At 49.9% G+C, this 16,721-nt stretch carries 21 protein-coding genes and 1 rRNA gene; 1 reads left to right on the top strand and 21 read right to left on the bottom strand.

The annotated features are described in order from the left end of the window. Window positions 1-62 precede the first annotated feature (62 nt). From ispE to metG, 9 genes are all read right to left on the bottom strand, one after another. Entirely contained in the window at window positions 63-926 is an 864-nt protein-coding gene (gene ispE, locus VFK44_14070) for a 4-(cytidine 5'-diphospho)-2-C-methyl-D-erythritol kinase (protein ID HET7629495.1), read from the bottom strand. A gap of 122 nt (window positions 927-1,048) precedes the next feature. After that, the gene (locus tag VFK44_14075) at window positions 1,049-1,225 is read right to left on the bottom strand and encodes a small, acid-soluble spore protein, alpha/beta type (GenBank protein ID HET7629496.1); all 177 of its coding nucleotides are present in this window, start codon (window positions 1,223-1,225) and stop codon (window positions 1,049-1,051) included. A 159-nt stretch (window positions 1,226-1,384) separates the two neighbouring features. Then, on the bottom strand, window positions 1,385-1,648 hold the full coding sequence (locus tag VFK44_14080) for a Veg family protein (GenBank protein ID HET7629497.1): 264 nt from the start codon (window positions 1,646-1,648) through the stop codon (window positions 1,385-1,387). 139 nt (window positions 1,649-1,787) lie between these two features. Further along, window positions 1,788-2,684 (bottom strand): sporulation peptidase YabG, encoded by an 897-nt coding sequence (gene yabG, locus VFK44_14085; protein ID HET7629498.1) that lies wholly within the window; start codon window positions 2,682-2,684, stop codon window positions 1,788-1,790. Window positions 2,685-2,744: 60 nt separating this feature from the next. Continuing rightward, window positions 2,745-3,623 (bottom strand): 16S rRNA (adenine(1518)-N(6)/adenine(1519)-N(6))-dimethyltransferase RsmA, encoded by an 879-nt coding sequence (gene rsmA / locus VFK44_14090; GenBank protein ID HET7629499.1) that lies wholly within the window; start codon window positions 3,621-3,623, stop codon window positions 2,745-2,747. Beyond that, the gene (gene rnmV, locus VFK44_14095) at window positions 3,620-4,177 is read right to left on the bottom strand and encodes a ribonuclease M5 (protein ID HET7629500.1); all 558 of its coding nucleotides are present in this window, start codon (window positions 4,175-4,177) and stop codon (window positions 3,620-3,622) included. The genes rsmA and rnmV overlap by 4 nt, the downstream gene beginning before the upstream one ends. 94 nt (window positions 4,178-4,271) lie before the next feature. Continuing rightward, window positions 4,272-5,483: a ubiquitin-like domain-containing protein gene (locus VFK44_14100; protein HET7629501.1), complete on the bottom strand. Its 1,212-nt coding sequence runs from the start codon at window positions 5,481-5,483 to the stop codon at window positions 4,272-4,274. Between the two features lie 71 nt (window positions 5,484-5,554). Beyond that, complete coding sequence (locus VFK44_14105) at window positions 5,555-6,325, bottom strand: TatD family hydrolase (GenBank protein HET7629502.1); 771 nt, start codon at window positions 6,323-6,325, stop codon at window positions 5,555-5,557. A 172-nt stretch (window positions 6,326-6,497) separates the two neighbouring features. Then, window positions 6,498-8,447: a methionine--tRNA ligase gene (metG, locus tag VFK44_14110; protein ID HET7629503.1), complete on the bottom strand. Its 1,950-nt coding sequence runs from the start codon at window positions 8,445-8,447 to the stop codon at window positions 6,498-6,500. 341 nt (window positions 8,448-8,788) lie between these two features. Between metG and VFK44_14115 the strand changes: the two genes are divergently transcribed. Further along, on the top strand, window positions 8,789-9,073 hold the full coding sequence (locus tag VFK44_14115; protein ID HET7629504.1) for an AbrB/MazE/SpoVT family DNA-binding domain-containing protein: 285 nt from the start codon (window positions 8,789-8,791) through the stop codon (window positions 9,071-9,073). A gap of 30 nt (window positions 9,074-9,103) precedes the next feature. On the opposite strand, the gene rsmI is transcribed toward VFK44_14115, so the two are convergent. The 12 genes from rsmI to rrf all read right to left on the bottom strand — a co-directional run. Next, window positions 9,104-9,979: a 16S rRNA (cytidine(1402)-2'-O)-methyltransferase gene (rsmI, locus tag VFK44_14120; GenBank protein HET7629505.1), complete on the bottom strand. Its 876-nt coding sequence runs from the start codon at window positions 9,977-9,979 to the stop codon at window positions 9,104-9,106. After that, the gene (locus VFK44_14125) at window positions 9,954-10,238 is read right to left on the bottom strand and encodes a GIY-YIG nuclease family protein (protein HET7629506.1); all 285 of its coding nucleotides are present in this window, start codon (window positions 10,236-10,238) and stop codon (window positions 9,954-9,956) included. Before VFK44_14125 ends, rsmI begins: the two co-directional genes overlap by 26 nt. Continuing rightward, a complete protein-coding gene (locus VFK44_14130) occupies window positions 10,214-10,966 on the bottom strand; it encodes a tRNA1(Val) (adenine(37)-N6)-methyltransferase (GenBank protein HET7629507.1) in 753 nt (250 codons plus the stop codon). The genes VFK44_14125 and VFK44_14130 overlap by 25 nt, the downstream gene beginning before the upstream one ends. Before the next feature lie 101 nt (window positions 10,967-11,067). Beyond that, entirely contained in the window at window positions 11,068-11,406 is a 339-nt protein-coding gene (gene yabA / locus VFK44_14135; GenBank protein HET7629508.1) for a DNA replication initiation control protein YabA, read from the bottom strand. A 26-nt stretch (window positions 11,407-11,432) separates the two neighbouring features. Continuing rightward, window positions 11,433-12,248: a stage 0 sporulation family protein gene (locus tag VFK44_14140; protein HET7629509.1), complete on the bottom strand. Its 816-nt coding sequence runs from the start codon at window positions 12,246-12,248 to the stop codon at window positions 11,433-11,435. After that, a complete protein-coding gene (holB, locus tag VFK44_14145) occupies window positions 12,241-13,233 on the bottom strand; it encodes a DNA polymerase III subunit delta' (GenBank protein HET7629510.1) in 993 nt (330 codons plus the stop codon). The genes VFK44_14140 and holB overlap by 8 nt, the downstream gene beginning before the upstream one ends. A gap of 14 nt (window positions 13,234-13,247) precedes the next feature. Continuing rightward, the gene (locus tag VFK44_14150; GenBank protein ID HET7629511.1) at window positions 13,248-13,688 is read right to left on the bottom strand and encodes a YaaR family protein; all 441 of its coding nucleotides are present in this window, start codon (window positions 13,686-13,688) and stop codon (window positions 13,248-13,250) included. Window positions 13,689-13,711: 23 nt separating this feature from the next. After that, a complete protein-coding gene (locus tag VFK44_14155; protein HET7629512.1) occupies window positions 13,712-14,041 on the bottom strand; it encodes a cyclic-di-AMP receptor in 330 nt (109 codons plus the stop codon). Continuing rightward, window positions 14,010-14,690, bottom strand: coding sequence for a dTMP kinase (tmk, locus tag VFK44_14160; GenBank protein HET7629513.1), 681 nt, complete (start codon window positions 14,688-14,690; stop codon window positions 14,010-14,012). Before tmk ends, VFK44_14155 begins: the two co-directional genes overlap by 32 nt. A gap of 29 nt (window positions 14,691-14,719) precedes the next feature. Beyond that, window positions 14,720-16,159, bottom strand: a complete 1,440-nt coding sequence (locus tag VFK44_14165; GenBank protein ID HET7629514.1) for an aminotransferase class I/II-fold pyridoxal phosphate-dependent enzyme — start codon at window positions 16,157-16,159, stop codon at window positions 14,720-14,722. Between the two features lie 85 nt (window positions 16,160-16,244). Next, entirely contained in the window at window positions 16,245-16,460 is a 216-nt protein-coding gene (locus tag VFK44_14170) for a sigma factor G inhibitor Gin (GenBank protein ID HET7629515.1), read from the bottom strand. Window positions 16,461-16,619: 159 nt separating this feature from the next. Continuing rightward, window positions 16,620-16,721: ribosomal RNA gene (rrf, locus tag VFK44_14175) — 5S ribosomal RNA — on the bottom strand; the annotation flags it as partial.

Consider the following 16,721-nt stretch of genomic DNA (forward strand, 5'->3'; position numbering starts at 1 on the left):
CCCGAATTTACCCCCAAAAACGAATAATCTAAGGTGACTATACCACTTTTGTACGGGTTTTCTCAAGTCTCCTTGCCGCCCATCGACCGTACATGATAGACGTTCGGACAAAAACCTCTGAGCCCGTTCACGAGTCTGCGCATTCGCGATTCCGACTTAGTCAAGGCGAACACCGTCGGACCGCTTCCGCTCATCAGCACGCCGTCGGCGCCTAAATCGTTCATCTTTCGTTTAATGAGCGCCACTTGCGAAACTTTTTTCATGACGAGCGGCTCAAACACGTTCTCCATTTTTTCGCACATCTTCCGATAGTTCCGTCGTTCGATCGCTTCGACAAGGCCATCGACGTCGGGATGTTTGATGTCCCCCATTTGCAATTGCCGATACATGTCTTTCGTTGAAACGCCGACATTCGGTTTCGCAAGCACCACCCAGCACGGAGGCGGTGGAGATATCGGTGATAAAATTTCTCCTCTTCCCGTGGCGACAGCGGTGCCTCCATATACACAGAAAGCTACGTCTGAACCGATTTCACTACCGATTTCAGCGAGCTCCTGCATTGATAAGTTGAGCCGCCACAATCGGTTCAATCCCCTGAGGACGGCAGCGGCATCACTGCTTCCTCCGGCCAGTCCGGCCGCAACCGGAATTTGCTTGTCTATGCTGATGGTCACTCCTTTGTTGACCTCAAAGCGCGTCTGCAGCAACTGAGCCGCTCGATAAGCGAGATTCCGATGATCCTCGGGCAAGAACCCCGAGGAAGTGCTGACGCGAATTTTTTCGTGATCGGTGCATTCGAGTTCCAGTCGATCGGCGAGATCGATCGTCGTCATCACCATTTTTACTTCATGGTAACCGTCGTCCCTTTTATTTAACACATCCAACGCTAAATTGATTTTCGCCGGCGCCTTCATGAACAATTTCATTTTTCATCACCTTCACTTCCGCAAACACGATCCATTTCATTATACATGAAAAAATCGAAGCCGAAAGGCTTCGACCAACGGCCCAAACATGAAAAAACCGAAGCCGAAAGGCTTCGGTTTAGTTATTTTTCTTGCTCCAATTGTCTTTCGGCAATCTCAATCGCCCGCTTGACCATATTTCCCGCGTCGCGGGCGCGAATGCCTCCCCATCCTTCTTTTTCCACCGTTTCGTAAAAGCCGAGTTCTTTGGCAATCTCGACTTTCAAACGATCGGACATGACGCCGCCTCTTCTGCTCATGCTGATGAACCCCTTTCCGGTTTTCCGACGCATGAAGCCGCGAAAAAACGCCCCTTTTGTGCCGCCGCGGCACACGGCCGCGGCATTCTTAGGCTTCGCACAAAAGAGGGCGTTTATCCATTCCTTATGTATCCAAGTGGCAATAGCAGGACAGAAAAATTACTGCCCGCTCGCCGCCATGGTTCCTGTCTCGGTAAAAGTGAGTTCCACCGATTCTGTCAAAACGTCAGTGTAGCTGTAAGATACCCTTTCGAACGAATTGCTTTCCGGATCGAGCTTGACGATAAACACTGCTGGATAGGTTTCTTCTAATACACCTGATCTTTCAATGGTTTTCCGGCGACCGCCGTTCGCTTTCAAAGTCAAACGTTGACCGACCTGTGTTTCCAATGAACGCTTGATATCCAAAATCGTTTTGGCCATTTACCATCCACCTCACTTATGTATGAGTATACATCAATTGTGAAGATTTGTCAAAGAAAACATTTAATTATAACAAGCAAATTTTCGGGTGTCAATTAACAATTTCTTTTTTTTTTAAGATGCGCAAGATGCGGCATCCTTATTCATTGGACGGCGAGCTGTCATCTTCATCGTCATGCGAACCGGCAATGGGCATGCCGGTTCGCAAGATCCCTTTCGTTTCGACGCCTCCGACGCCTTTTTCGCCCGACAATGTGTTTTTCAACGCTTCCCATACCGTTACCCGATCCATAAAAGAAGTCAGGCTGATTTTGGCCGCAATGTAGACGGGATCCAGTGCATGGATGTTGACCCGTCTCGGTGAACTTGCATAATTGGCGCCGGCCCGAATGATTCCCTCAAAATGCGACTGACAGGCGCCTGCGAAAATGACCAAATGGTCCAAGTGCGAAATCATGCTTCTGGCACTTTTCACCGCGCTGATGTAATCGCGGGAATGGCGGTAAGCGTTCAACTCGTGCTTTGCCCCTTTGCTCCGCACATACGCATCATGTCCCGTGAGCACGACGATGTCGGGGTTGACCTTCTCCATCCAGCCGCAAATTTCCTGCGCCATGTTCGTTTCCTTAACAAAATGGCCGTAAACGGGAACGCCGAGCTTTTCGTACAAAGCTAAACACTTCTTCAAATAATTCGCGTCTCCGTCCAAATGCAGCACTTTTCCCGGCAATTCAAAATAACGGTCTTCCCTGACGTATCCGCCCGTTGCGGTGTAATCCCTTTTCATTTTCAACAATTGATAATCCTGGCGAAACAACCGAAAGGAGTACGCTTCCTTCTTCGCCGTTTGCTTTCTGTATGCTTTCAATTCGTCCCTGCTCATCGGAACGAGATCATCGTAGGGCGCATCGGCATAAAGCCTTAAATCTTCTCCAGCCAAATGCACAATTCCGTTTTCGGCTATACGTTCCACACGAAACAGCACGTCGCAATCGTATGAGCGCCGTGCCACAATGTCTCCCGCCTGTATGTTCATGTGCTCCCCTCCTGCTCGACCGTCATTCTATCCTATGTACGGGAAAGGGAAAAAATGCTCTTAATGACGGGCGAGCGGCAGCAACTCATCGCTAAGCGCCGCAAATTCACGCAAAGAAACGGTTTCGGCACGCCGTTTCGGATCGATGCCGCTGTTTTCAAAACAAGCCATCAACACTGGTTTGTCGACGTTTGGGAGCAAGTTGCGCGAAAGGTTGTTGTAAATCGTCTTTCGCCGTTGTTTGAACGCATTTCGAACGACTTTGAAGAAGAAATCTTCGTCAGCGACTTCCACTGCCGGATCGGGCCGCATCACCAACGCCAAGACCGCGGAATCGACTTTCGGGTTTGGAAGAAACGCTGTCTTCGGTACGGTAAGAGCAGTACTCGCGTGCGCGTAATATTGCACAGCGATCGAGAGCGATCCGTAATTTTTATCCCCGGGGGAAGCAGCAATCCGCTCGGCGACTTCTTTTTGCACCATGACGACAATCTTTTCAAACGAGAGTCCGCTGTGAACCAATTTTAATAAAATGGGGGTGGTGATGTAATACGGCAAATTTGCGGCGACAGTGACGCGCTGTCCAGGCTTGAATTGCTCTGAAATCAAGTCGTTCAAATCGACCTTTAAAAAATCTTCATGGATGACTGTCACGCGCTCTTCGTCGGCGAACAAGCAACGTAAAACTTTTACCATCCGTTCATCGATCTCCACAGCGACAACACGGTCAGCACGCCGGGCCAGCTGCTGTGTGAGCGCACCGATGCCTGGTCCGATTTCCAGGACGCCGTCCCCGCTGGACAACTGCAAAACTTCCGTAATGCGATCCAAAACCGCGGCATCAATTAAAAAATTTTGCCCGAGGCTTTTTTTCAATGACAATCCATGTTCACGGAGCAATGCTTTTGTTTTTCCCGGTGAGGCAATGTTTTTCGTCATGCTTGTTCCTCCTGATCCAAGCGCCGGCACGCCTCGGCAAACTCTTCTTTCGTAATCTGAAACGCCGCGAGCCTCTTATGCAGCTGTTTTCCGTTGGCGTATCCGATATGCAGCAACCGTCCGAGCGCTTCCCTCCGCCGCTTCGCAGCCGGCCCGGCCATCAGCCCTGCATCAATTAAATCCGTTTTCGTGATCGTCGCTTCGGTTTCCGGCATTTCCTGCTTCACGTTGGCGAGCGCCTTGCGAATCACTTCAGGCGATGCATGCTCCACCCCGAGACTCGGCTTTCCTGCACGAAACGCCTCTTCTCTCGGGATGAAAGCATGCTTGCAGCCCGGCACGCGTTCACGAATGATATTGCGAATCCTTTTGCCTGCGTAATCCGGGTCCGTTAACACGATAACCCCTCTTTTCTTTTGCGCCAATCGAATTTGCTCAATCGTGCTTTCATTGACCGCCGATCCGTTCGTTTCGATCGTATCGGCATTGACCGCCCTTTGCACAGCGATCGTATCGCTCTTTCCTTCCACGACAATCCATTCTTTGATTTTCATACAATTTCCTTCCATTATAATGAAACTTTTTTAACCTTCTTGTCGTCTTATTGTTACATAAAAAGAACGCAGAGGAAAATTCCTCTGCGATTCATCAATCCAATACCTTGACGAGAACGGTGCGCCGCCCCCAGCGGTAAGCACTGCTCTTCGTCGGGAAAAACACGTCGATATGGTGGCCGTGGATCGCTCCTCCGGTGTCTGCGGCAATTGCGTATCCGTAACCTTGGACCCACACCCTCGAACCGAGCGGGATCAGATTCGGATCGACCGCAATCACTTTTGCATCCGGATTTGCTTTTAAGTTAATCCCTGTACTCGTAATGCCGGAGCAGCCGTTGCAACTGGCCGTATACGCCGTACTGCTCATATAAAATTGCTTAACGTCTCCGTTGACCGTCGGGGTGGAATCGCTGCCGCCGCCCCTGGAAGGCTGCCGGTTCACCCTCGTGCCTACCGCGACGATTCGATCCCGGCTATCCTTCACCTTTTTCTTGCTGACCAACTCGCGTTTCACTTCTTTTCCGTTTCTCAACGTAATTTCGTACGTTTTCTCGATTTTTCCTTCTTCACCGCTTTGAATGACGCGTTCTTCTCCCTTTGCGAGAGAATCGTCCTTCTTCGTGATTACGGCAAAATCGATCGGTTGTTCCACAACATCGGTGACCTTTTTAATGTAAGTGACGTTGATTTCCTCAGCCGCAGTCAATAAAGTGTCCAGTTCCGGCTTAATTTCATCATTGTTGTCATAGTTGATGCCCATTTTCTTTAAAAAGTCAGCGACCGTCGTCGAATCTTTGGCTGTTGTCCAGATCGTCTTGTTTTTTCCGCCGATGTTCAATTTTACTTGAAATCCGGAGTCGTAAGAGATTGTCATTCCTTCGCTGATCGGTGTATCGAGACTCGGCGTCAATTGATCGTGATCACCGACATCGATTTGCATCGATGCCAGCATGCCCGCCACCGTATCCGCCGTCGTCCAGGCCGTTTCGCTTTTTCCATTGCGATCGAACGTCACCTGTATCGCCGGTTCCCATTTAATGGTGAGCTCATCGGAAAGCTTTGCGTCTACGCCCGGTTTAACGAAGTCATGTGGACTTACGCCAACGTTCAAATCTTCTAATAAATCTCCGACGGTGGCCGCATGGGCCGTCAATTGTTGTTTCTTGCCGTCAAGAATGACGGTCACTTGTTTGGCCGTCAACTGGTAAGCCAACCAGCCGAACGCGGCGCTGAGAACGGCAAACGACAGCAATGTCATCCACCATTTCTTCGCCCGCCCGGTAACGGGAAAGTTCAAAGACATCGAGAAATCCACCTCCTTCTCTGCCAACAAATTGTATGTAACCACGCATTAAGATAGAACCGACTCGACGGTTACGGATCGAGACGAAAAACCCTTTTGGCGTTTTCCGAAGTTTGCCTCGCCAGCTCTTCAAATGCAATTTCTTTCAATTCAGCAATCGTTTCAGCCACCAATTTCACGCGGGACGGCTCGTTTCTTTTCCCTCGAAACGGGTGCGGGCTCAGAAACGGACAATCCGTTTCAACTAAAATACGGTCAAGCGGCACTTCTTTCGCCACACGTTTCGGCAATTTGGCGTTTTTGAACGTCACAGGACCTCCGAACGAAAGGTAAAAATTCATGTCCAGACATTTCTTCGCTTCTTCGGTCCCGGCGCTGAAACAATGCATGATCCCGCCGACTTCGGCTGCATTTTCTTGTTGCAAGACTTCTATGATGTCGTTCGTTGCTTCGCGATTATGTATGATGATTGGCAAATCCACACGCTTCGCGAGCGCGATTTGCTTTCGGAATACTTCCTTTTGCACGTCCGCCGGCGATTTGTCCCAATGATAGTCGAGACCCGTTTCCCCGATCGCGACAACTTTCGGATGCGCCGCTAGTTGTTCGATCCGGGTAAAATCTTGCTCAGTCGCGTCGACGGCATCTACCGGATGCCAACCGACCGCCGCGTACATGAAGTCATAACGTTCGGCGAGGGCCATCGCTCCGTCAATCGTGTCACGGTCAAATCCAACGACAACCATATGATCAACGCCGGCTTCCCGAGCCCGTTGAATGACTTCCTCTCGATCATCGTCAAATTGTTTCACGTTGACATGCGTATGCGTATCGAATAACATGACCGACTCCTTTATTGGCAATCATACTCGCACAGTTTAACACAATTTATATTTCAAACAACGAATAATTCGTTTTCAATTTCGTTACATTTCCATTACAAACCATAATACAGGCTTTATGACCTAAAAAAAAATCGCCCGAATAGGGCGATCTTACCATTTATTACGACTTTTACTTAATTTTTGTACCATTTGGGATAGCTTCGTCAACAAAAGTGACTTTCAATTCGGTTCCGGCGTCACCTGCGAGAATCATGCCTTCAGAGGTTTCTCCCCTCAATTTGACCGGTTTTAAATTCGCGACGCAGATGACTTTTTTTCCGACGAGTTCCTCCGGTTTGTAATGCTCGGCGATGCCGGACACGACTTGCCGTTTTTCGGTCCCGAGATCCAATTGCAATTTCAGCAGGCGATCCGCTTTCTTGACCGGCTCAGCCTTGATCACCTGTGCGACTCGTAAATCGACCTTCGAGAACTCGTCGAACGATAGGACTCCGTCTTCGGACGGTTGTTTTTTCGCCGGAGCCGCTGCAGGCTTCGTTTGTTGCATTTTCTCAACGATATACTCCACTTCTTTACTCACGTCCAACCGTGGAAATATCGGCTCGCCTTTGTTCACTTGCGCGCTTTTCGGCATCCGGCCAAACTCACCCAAAGACTCCCAAGAAGTGAGTTCTCCCTCTGCGATGCCGAGTTGTTCCCAAATCTTCTTCGGCGTTCTTGTCATGAACGGCGAAATAAGCACGGAAATATGACGCAAGGATTCGGCTAGATGCGTCATGACCGAAGCGAGTTTCTCCCGCTCCTCGGCTTTTTTCGCCAATACCCAAGGCTCCGTTTCGTCAATGTACTTGTTTGTGCGGCGAACCAATTCCCAAATCGATGATAGGGCAACAGAAAACTCCATGTTTTCCATTTTATCCTCGACTTTAGCGATCGTATCACGGACCATTTCCAACAGCGATTCGTCATACGGCGTCACGTTTCCCGCATAAGCCGGAATTTCACCGTCGAAATATTGTGCGATCATCGCCACCGTTCGGTTGAGAAGGTTCCCAAGGTCATTGGCCAAATCGTAATTCACCCGGTCGACGAAACCTTCGGGAGTGAATACGCCGTCATCGCCAAACGGAACTTCACGAAGCAAATAGTAACGCAGCGCATCCAAACCGTACCGCTCCGAAAGCATCAATGGATAAATTACATTGCCTTTGGATTTCGACATTTTTCCGTCTTTCATTAAGATCCAGCCATGGCCGAAAATCTTCTTCGGCAATGGCAAGCCGAGCGCCATGAGCATGATCGGCCAGTAGATGATATGAAAACGAATAATGTCTTTTCCGACCAGTTGAACGTCCGCCGGCCAATACTTTTCATAGTCGCTTTCGTCTTCGGTACCGTAGCCGAGGGCGGTAATGTAATTCGTCAAAGCATCGATCCAAACGTAGATAACATGTTTCGGATCGCTCGGAACAGGGATCCCCCATTCCACAGACGTACGCGAAACCGAAAGATCGTCAAGCCCCGGTTTGATAAAATTGTTCACCATTTCGTTTTTCCGGGAAACCGGTTGGACGAAGTCCGGATGATCTTCGTAATATTGCAAAAGCCTCTCGGCATATTTGCTCGTTTTGAAGAAATACGATTGTTCCTTTACCTTTTGCACATCGCGGCCGCAATCGGGACACTTGCCGTCAGTTAACTGGCGGTCGGTGAAAAACGATTCGCACTCCCGGCAATACCAGCCTTCGTATTCGCCGAGGTAAATATCGCCTTGATCGAGCAATTTTTGAAAAATTTTCTGAACGACCTTTTTGTGGCGGGATTCCGTCGTCCGAATAAAATCGTCGTTGGAAATATCGAGTTCTTTCCACAGCTCCTTAATTCCGGCAACGATGTCATCGACATACTGTTTCGGCGTTACGCCGGCGTCATCCGCCTTTTTCTGGATCTTCTGGCCGTGCTCGTCCGTTCCCGTCAAATACTTGACGTCATAGCCGCGCAATCGTTTGTATCGGGCGATGGCATCGCAAGCCACTGTCGTGTATACATTTCCGATATGTAGTTTTCCGCTCGGATAATAAATTGGGGTTGTGACATAAAAGGTTCGATCCTGTTTCATGCGCAAATCCTCCCTAATTTCCTTCATCAAACTATACCGAAATTGACAAATGAATGTCAAGGACGGTCATTGCTTGCACCTGCCGTACGATTTTCTATAAGAGACACCTTCAATGAATGTCGAACATTGTCGAACGATGAAGAGGTACGATTTGGATCATTTTCGGTTCGGCAATTAAGTTGAAAATCAACGATATTGCTTGATACACGTAAGTATTAGAATTTTTAAAGAAAATGATTGACGCTCTTGGGAAACACTGGTACTATAAAAACAAAGCTTTGCTTTGTCGAATCCTGGCGTTTTTTATCGGGATTGAAAACTTTTGGGGAGGAAGAAACATTATGAAATCTACTGGTATTGTCCGAAAAGTCGATGAACTCGGACGGGTCGTAATTCCGATCGAATTGCGGCGCACACTCGGCATCAACGAAAAAGACGCGCTGGAAATCTACGTTGATGACGACAGAATTGTTTTGAAAAAGTATAAGGCGAGCATGACTTGTCAAGTCACCGGGGAAGTCTCCGACGACAACTTGATTCTCGCCAACGGAAAGCTGATTCTCAGCAAAGAAGGCGCCGAAAGAATTTTGGACGAGCTGAGAGACTACCTCGCTAAAGCCCAATAACAACCACCCTGCATTTTTTTTGCAGGGTTTTTATTTGCCCGCGTGAACCGCGTTATAGACGTCTCGTTTCGGAACGCCCCGCTCTCGGGCGGTTTTTTTTATCGCCTCTTTCTTCGACAAACCGCGAATCTCGACATAATGCCTCACATGCTCCTCCACCGCCAAATCCGTCCACCAGCGCTTGTCTTCTTCCTCAATTTCGCCGCCGCCTTCGACGACGATGCAAATCTCCCCTTTGACCGTCCGTCCTTCTAACCATGCGGCGACCTCATCCATCGAACCGCGGATCCACTCTTCGAAAGTCTTTGTCATCTCGCGTCCGATGCAAATGCGCCGGCCGCCGAACGGCTCTTTCATCGCCGCGACCGTATCTTTCAGCCGGTGCGGCGACTCATAGAAAAGCAACGTCGCCTGAATGGTTTTCAACCGGTTAAAGAGTGCAGTCTTGTCTTTTTTCGTTCGCGGCGGAAAGCCGTGAAAATAAAATTGACGCGTATCAAAGCCCGAAGCAACAAGCGCGGGCAACGCGGCATTCGCTCCCGGCAGCGGCACGACGAAGATGTTTTCGTCGAGGCATGCCTGGACCAGCTCTTGACCGGGATCGGAGATCGCCGGCATGCCGGCATCGCTGACGAGCGCCACGGTCTTGCCGGCAGACAGCTCCTTGATCAACTGCACTCCGCTCTGAAGCTTATTATGTTCATGATAGCTGACGAGCGGCGTATGAATTTCAAAATGACTGCATAATTTTTTCGTCATTCTCGTATCTTCGGCGGCAATGAGGTCGGCTTCCTGCAATTGCTTAACCGCGCGAAACGTCATGTCCTCGAGATTTCCGATCGGCGTCGGAACGAGATAAAGCACGCCGGTTTCCGTCTCCTTACGATAACTTTGCTGAATCCACATGTTCGTTACCTCCCGCTTCCTCAGCGATCAACGCTTCTTTTTGCCTGCGCGTCAATCGTTTAAACTCATATTCCGCTTGCATGGCGTCCGACTTCGTCTCGTACTCGACTTCCCGAACGAGCTCAAACGGACCTCTCCCGCGCGTATATTTTGCTCCTTTTCCATCCTCATGCGCCTTCAGCCGGCGTTCCAAATCGTTCGTATAGCCGGTGTAATACGTTCCGTCCTTGCATTTTAACGTATAGACGACATGTCGCAATAGCTCCGCAATCCCTTCGTATACTCGTTTTGATCGTTGTAGACGATCAGCGGTTCCTCAATTACAGCGCCTGGACGACCATCTTTCATACCTTCAATCAACACGCGGTTGGCCCGTTTGCCTTCGCGCGGATAAACCCACAACAGCCGTTTCGGTTCCAGCCGATGGCAGCGCAGGAGTCCGGCCAAATCGAGAAATTTTTCGGCCGGATAAACAAAGGCTGCTCTCCCGCCTTGCTTGAGCAATTGTTCAGCAGTGGAAACGATCTTCTCGAGCGTGATCGCCATTTCATGACGGGCCTTCGCAATCGCCGGGTTTTGAGACCTCGAGGCTTCGCGATCGGTTGAGAAATAAGGAGGGTTGCACGTAACGACATCGAAATTTCCATACCCGAATTGTTCGGGGGCGTCACGTACATCCCCGCAAACAAGCTCAATCCGATCCTGAAGATCGTTCCATGCGACGCTTCGAACCGCCATGTCATGCAGCGACGGTTGAATTTCGACACCCGTCAAGCCGCCTTTTGTTCTTGTTGACAACATGAGGGGAACCGCACCGTTGCCGGAACATAAATCAATCAGCCTTCCTTTTCGGATCGGAACATGGACAAAGGAAGCCAAAAGGACGGAATCGAGGGAGAAAGCAAACGTATCGCAGCTTTGAATGATTTTCAGTTGTCGGTCGAAAAACAAATAATCCAATCGTTCGTTTTCTTTCAACACCGTCATGACTACTTCCTTTCCCGCTCGAAGACAGCCGATTTCTTGGCCGATACGTTCTTGTTGCGCCTACGGCAAAAAACCCTTCCTCGCGGAAGGGAAGGCTTCGGTTATTTTTTGTTTAGAAAAGACAAGCAAAACAAGCAATCGCCTTCTTTTCGAATGCTTCCGTAATGCAAATTACAAATGTGAAAGCCTTCTTGATACAAACGAGCGAGGTTGTCGTAGCCTTCCCCGATGTACGGGGAAGAGATTCCGGATTCATCGGAATTGTCAGCCTCGGCCAGCGAACCCAACCTTTTCCGCAAATGGCGGTTTTCCATGACCAACCGCTGGTTTTCCTCCAAAAGGGAAGCCAATTCCGCTTTCAATTGCCCGAGTTCCGAGTGCAACTCACCGATTTGTTCCTCCATGACGCTCACTTGCGAAAAGATATCTTTTTTCTCCACGCGGCTCCACCCCAACTGTTCTGCGGTTAAGTAGAGAGAGATCCTTCCTGAATGAGTTCGTCCAGCGTATATTCGACGACACGATCCTGCTCACTCAGCTTAATTTGAACGATCCGTTCGAGCAAGTTCAACCCGACGACTTGCCCTCTTCCATATCCCGTTTCGATTTTCTCGCCGATGTCCGGCAACTCTTTCTTCGCCGTTTCGTAATGATCGTTTTCGTATTTCAAGCAGCACATAAGCCGTCCACATACACCCGAGATTTTCGCAGGGTTTAACGAAAGATTTTGATCCTTCGCCATCTTGATCGACACGGGTTCAAAATCACCGAGAAACGTGGAACAGCAAAGCATTCGACCGCAAGGGCCGATGCCGCCCAACATTTTCGCTTCGTCGCGGACGCCGATTTGACGCAATTCAATTCTCGTACGGAACACCGAAGCCAAATCTTTCACGAGTTCGCGAAAATCGACGCGGCCGTCGGCGGTAAAATAAAAAATGACTTTATTGCGATCAAATGTATATTCCGCGTTCACGAGCTTCATTTCCAAACCGTGCTTGGCTATTTTTTCCAAACAAATGTCGAAAGCTTCCGTTGCAGCTTCGCGGTTCTCTTCCACTTGAGCCCGATCTTTCTTCGACGCGATGCGAATCACTTTCTTTAACGGGAGAACGACGTCCTTTTCCCCTACGGTTTTCTTATCTATGACAACTTTGCCGTACTCGACGCCCCGCGCCGTTTCGACAATGACGAAATCATCTCTGGCTGTCTGCAGTTTGCCGGGATCGAAATAATAAATCTTACCGGCCTTTTTGAATCGAACACCGATCACATCATACACGTGTCGATCCCTCCTGTAACTTCCAAACTAACTGTTCCATGACGGAGCGTGCATGAACATTGGCATCCAATCGCCTGCGCGCCTCAAGAACAGCTTCGATTCGGTCGAGTGTGCGGCTTTCCGCCGTTCGCAGAGCTTCCTGTTTCAGCCGTTCCTTTTGGTCGCCGAAAACGATGGTCCGGTCTATACCATAATGCACTTGCAAAATGTCCCGATACCATAGTAAAAGAAAATCAAGTCCCCGTTCGTGTTGGGTACGCTCTTGAAAATGAACGTGCCAATGATCTTCGAGGAACAAGAAAGCTTCGTACGGATGTCTTCGCAACTCTTCTGTCAATTGTACCACCATTGTTCTCGCTTGTGCAAACCACTCATCCGAACAAAGACGTTCCGCCTCCCGGATATCATTCGTCAACGAAACCGCCGCTTTCTTCAACGGTTCCGCAATATGACCCGGCAATTGGGCTTGGATTTCCATCGGAGCGAGCGGTGAGAACGACAAGATTTGGCAACGGGAGACGATGGTCGCCAACATTTGCTGGATTTGTTCCGTTAATAAAAGAGCCGCAGTCATCGCTCCCGGTTCTTCAAGAAACTTAAGCAATCCGTTCGCCGCTTGCGCCGTCATCTTGTCGGCATGTTGGACAATGTACACTTTCTTGCGCGATTCGACGCCTCGATACGAAAACTCTTTAATCAAATCGGCAACTTGTCCTTTTTTGATCGAAGCCCCGTCCGGTTCGATCACATGCACATCCGGGTGATTCCCGGAGTCGATGCGCTTGCAATTTATGCAGTTTCCGCACGGCTCAATGCTATCTTGCTCGCAAAAAAAACTTTTCGCGAACAAAAAAGACGCTTCGGTTTTCCCGGTGCCTTTTGCACCTTCGAACAAATAGGCATGGGCGAGGCGATCTTTTTTAAAACTGTTGGTCAAGATTTTCACGATTTTCGGTTGTTTTTGCTTTAACGCGTTCCAACTCATCGTTTCACATTCTTTCAACGGTATAAATTCAAAAGCAACCCTTCGATCTCTCCGATTTTCGCCAATAAATCGATCGACTGTTTTTGTTCACCGAGAAAATGACGGGTCATTTGTTCCAATTGGCGGTTGACCTGTTCGACGGTCGTTAACGTACGCGTCCCGCTGTGCGGATGAAACTCCCTCTTTCTCCGAAGACGCATCCCAACGGTCACCGCTTCATGAAGAAATTGCCGCACTTTATCCTTGAAACGAAGAAATTCGGTGAACGTCCGCGACTGCAACAATTGCTCGCCTTGCTTCTCGAGGTCGGCAAACAGGCGGTCGAGCTCTTCAACCCGCAGCCTGTCCCCTTCTCGACGAACCATGCCGTCAAACGAAGCTGGCGGCTGCGAAGATTTCGCCTTCCGCGAGCCGCCCGATTTAGTTTTTGCTTGCAAATCCCGGGAAATTTTCATATCCAGTTCTCCTAAAACGATGCTTAAAACTGCTCAAATCGATCGACTGGAAGGACAAACACCGTGGCCCCGCCCACTTCGACTTCGACGGGGTGAGGTACGTACGTATCGGCATTTCCGCCCATCGGCGTACCCGGTGTCATCAACTGCTCCCGGCTTTGACAACTGTTCTTGATGACTCGGATCGCGTCGTCGACGCGGTGATCCTCCGTCCCGATCAAAAATGTCGTGTTCCCGGCTCGCAAAAAACCGCCGGTGCTCGCCAATTTGGTCGATTGAAATTGATGCTCCGTCAACGCGTTCGACAATCGATTGCTGTCCTTATCTTGAATGACCGCCATGATTAACTTCATCGCCGTTCACACCCGCTCCCTCTGCAAATGGTAACCATAATTTTTCGAAATCGTTTCTCACTTCGGCAAAAATCCGTTCCCGGGCAGCTTCTCCATTTATCAAAACAATTCTTTCCGGATCATTTTGATACAGTTGATGAAATCCTTCTCGTACCCGTTCATGGTATTTCAATGCTTTTTGTTCGATTCGGTCCATTCCTCTGCGGTTTGCCAATCTTCTGCGCCCTTCTTCCGGCGACAAATCGAAAAAATAACTTCTGTCCGGAACAAGTCCGCCCGTGGCAAACCGGCTGATCGCCGCCACTTTCCCGGCATCGATGCCGAGGCCGTATCCTTGATAGGCAAGCGAAGCATCAACGAATCGATCACATAGAACAACGCAGTTTCGCCGCAATGCCGGAAGGATGACTTCGTGCACATGCTGAGCTCGGGATGCAGCGTATAACAACACTTCCGTTTCGTTGACCATTTCTCCGTGATCCGGATCAAGCAGGATGTTGCGAATCTTGTCACTGATGACGGTTCCGCCCGGTTCCCGGGTAACGACATGGGGAATCCCCCGACACTTCAAATGCTCGGAAAGCAACCCGATTTGCGTAGATTTTCCCGAACCGTCCGGTCCCTCAAACGTAATAAACAAACCACCCACGACCATTCTCCTTACGCTCGGATAAGTATTTATTCTTCATCGACAACGCGAATTCCTGCCGCCATTGCATCGGCTCCCGCTTGAAAACGTCCGCCGGCTTCGTGCCAATTTCGAATCGTTTCAATATGGGAAGCCGTAATCGGTTCCCCCCGGACGAGCACGGGCACCCCCGGCGGATACGGAGTTACTTCCTCAGCGGCTATCAAGCCCTCAGCCGCTTGCAATGGAACGACATGCGTCTTTCTACCCTCGATCGGTACCGGTGCAGCAATCCACGGGAGCTCCGGCACGACGGCTTTCGTCAACGTTTCCAGCGGCGGAATCCCCTTCAACACGCTATTTAATGCTGCGATCAAACGGTCGAAATCCGACGTGCGGGAAAGAGGCAAAACGAACAAAACATGCGCAGGATCGGCGAGTTCCACGTCGATGGCTTTCTCACGCAATCGTTCGGCCAGCTGAAACCCGCTCAAACGGCAACGCGATTGAAGCGTAACTTTTAACGGATCGATCCTTTCGTAAGCCTTATCCTTGGCCGTGCCTTCAATCAAGGAAAAAGACGGAAATTCGCGGAGCTGACCGCGAAGCTTTTCAATTGCCTCCCAAAACTCGTCCTTGTTTTGATTTTTAAAATTTGCCGCAAAAGCTCTGGCCAAATCAAGTGACGCTAGAATCGGGTACGAAGGACTGCTGCTTTGCAGCATGCGCAGCGATTCTTTCACTTTTTCACGGCTGACGCGCGTTCCTTGCACATGCAGATAGGCACCCATCGTCATCGCCGGCAACGTTTTATGCGCCGAATGTACGACGGCATCGGCCCCGCAAGAAAGCGCAGACGCAGGAAAAGGATCACCTGCGACAAAGTGTGCACCGTGAGCTTCATCGACCAATGCCGGAATGCCGTGACGATGTGCCTCAGCAATCAGTTTCCGTAAATCCGCAGTCAATCCGTAATAATTGGGATTGGTAATAACGACGGCCTTAACGTCCGGATACCGTTCCAATGCGCCCTTCAACGCCGAAGGCGTCGGCGTCACGGCCAACCCGCTTTCAGCGTCAAGCCGGGGAGCGAGAAAGACCGGGCGCAAGCCGAGCAGCTTCACACCGTTTAAGATCGATTGATGCGCGTTCCGTTGAATGAGAACGCGGTCGTCCCGAGTGCAGGCGGCACGAAGCATGGCCAGGTTTCCCACCGTCGAACCCCCGATGAGCAACCAACTCTCGTCGCTTCCGTAAAGGTCGGAAAGCAACCGTTCCGCTTCCCGAATTGCACCGTCCGGCGCATGGAGATCGTCCAGCCCCGGCAATTCCGTCACGTCCAACGTCAAAAGCTGGCGATACCAATTCATCGCCGGACCGGGAAACAATTTCCCGGATTTATGCCCAGGGACATGAAAAGAGGCGGCCTTCCTCCGTTCGTGCTTGATCAAGGCATCGAACAAAGGCGTTTGATCCTGTGCTGTATTCATGATTCTATTTTATCATACCGTCGTCATTTCTTCATTTTCCCCAAAACAAAAAAGGAGCCGCCGAACCGACTCCTTTTCTTGCAATCTAGCGGCGATGTTCATCACAAACACGACTCAAGCGCAAAGACTTCAATTTCTTCAAATAATAAGGATACGTCGCATCCCCGGAACTCGTTTTCACCATCCGTTGTTCGCACGATACACAAATAAACTGATCACAAATATGAATCCCCGACGTTTGTTCTGTTTCGCAAATCAAACACACTTCTCCCTTTTTCCGGGACGGGACCGTCTTCTCCATTCGACTCACCTCCGTACCCTTCAGTCTCACCTTATTCTCATTTTTTAAACCCGCGCGCCGGGAGTTTTTCATAGTTTATGTGTTTACCGCTTATCCGGTGTTTGTCACGGATAAAAAAACAATCCGGAATGAACTCGAGGTTCATTCCGGATTGCGTTTGCCCGGCGACGTCCTACTCTCACAGGGCACAAGACCCCATTACCATCGGCGCTGAAGAGCTTAACTTCCGTGTTCGGCATGGGAACGGGTGGAACCTCTTCG

Source organism: Bacillales bacterium (genome assembly GCA_035700025.1).
Taxonomy (GTDB): domain Bacteria; phylum Bacillota; class Bacilli; order Bacillales; family DASSOY01; genus DASSOY01.